This is a genomic window from Streptomyces sp. SID3212, from assembly GCF_009865405.1.
GTDB lineage: Bacteria > Actinomycetota > Actinomycetes > Streptomycetales > Streptomycetaceae > Streptomyces.
Window position 1 is genome coordinate 1 of sequence record NZ_WWJY01000662.1, and the last position, 1,461, is coordinate 1,461.

Genomic DNA, 1,461 nt, shown 5'->3' on the forward strand with positions numbered 1-1,461 from the left:
GCGCGGGGGGACCGCTCGGCGGGGGCGTTGTCCTAGGGGGCCGATATCGTCGTAGGTGTGTCGTCCCTTGCGTTGTATCGCCGCTATCGCCCCGAGTCGTTCGCCGAGGTCATCGGGCAGGAGCATGTCACTGACCCGTTGCAGCAGGCGCTGCGGAACAACCGGGTCAATCACGCGTACCTGTTCAGCGGCCCGCGCGGCTGTGGGAAGACGACCAGCGCCCGGATCCTCGCCCGCTGCCTGAACTGTGAGCAGGGGCCCACGCCGACGCCGTGCGGTACGTGCCAGTCGTGCCGGGACCTGGCCAGGAACGGGCCGGGGTCGATCGACGTCATCGAGATCGACGCCGCGTCGCACGGTGGCGTGGACGACGCCCGTGACCTGCGCGAAAAGGCGTTCTTCGGGCCGGCGAGCAGTCGATACAAGATCTACATCATCGACGAGGCGCACATGGTCAGCCCGGCGGGCTTCAACGCTCTGCTGAAGGTCGTCGAGGAGCCGCCGGAGCATCTCAAGTTCATCTTCGCGACGACCGAGCCCGAGAAGGTCATCGGGACGATCCGTTCGCGTACGCACCACTACCCCTTCCGGCTGGTGCCGCCCGGGACGCTGCGCAACTACCTCGGCGAGGTCTGTGCCAAGGAGCAGATCCCGGTCGCCGAAGGTGTGCTGCCGCTGGTCGTGCGGGCCGGCGGGGGTTCCGTACGTGACTCGATGTCCGTCATGGACCAGCTGCTCGCGGGCGCGGCCGAGGACGGTGTGACGTACGCCATGGCCACCGGCCTGCTCGGTTATACGGACGGGTCGCTGCTCGACGCGGTCGTGGACGCGTTCGCCTCCGGGGACGGGGCCGCCGCGTTCGAGGTGGTCGAGCAGGTCATCGAGGGCGGCAACGATCCGCGGCGCTTCGTCGCCGACCTGCTGGAGCGGTTGCGGGACCTGGTGATCCTCGCCGCGGTGCCGGACGCCGCCGAGAAGGGGCTCATCGAGGCGCCCGCCGACGTGGTCGAGCGGATGCAGGCCCAGGCGTCGGTGCTCGGTGCGTCCGAGCTGAGCCGGGCGGCCGATCTGGTCAACACCGGGTTGACGGAGATGCGTGGCGCGACCTCGCCACGGTTGCAGTTGGAGCTGATCTGCGCGCGCGTGCTGCTGCCCGCCGCCTTCGACGACGAGCGGTCTGTGCAGGCACGCCTCGACCGGTTGGAGCGGGGGGCCGCCAACGCGGTCTTCTCGGGTGGGCCGGGTGCCGGGGGCGGGGGTTCCGGCGCGGGAGGCGCGGGGGGCCCCGGTGGTGGTCTTTCTGTGGGGTACGTTCCCGGGCCCGAGGGGCATGCGCCTCCCGCGCCTCCGGTGCCGGCCGCGAATCCTGTACCGCCGGCCCCTCCCGTACCGCCCGCCCCTCCCGTACCTCCGGCTGCCGCGGCCGAGCCTCAGCGGCCCGGGGCGTGGCCCGGTGCCGCC

Annotated in this window: 1 protein-coding gene; it reads left to right on the forward strand. The window is 71.5% G+C overall.

Annotated features, from left to right (window positions below; all coding sequences use genetic code 11):
- Window positions 1-57: 57 nt before the first annotated feature.
- On the forward strand, window positions 58-1,461 hold a 1,404-nt coding region (locus GT042_RS19985), incomplete at its 3' end, for a DNA polymerase III subunit gamma and tau (RefSeq protein WP_161310087.1).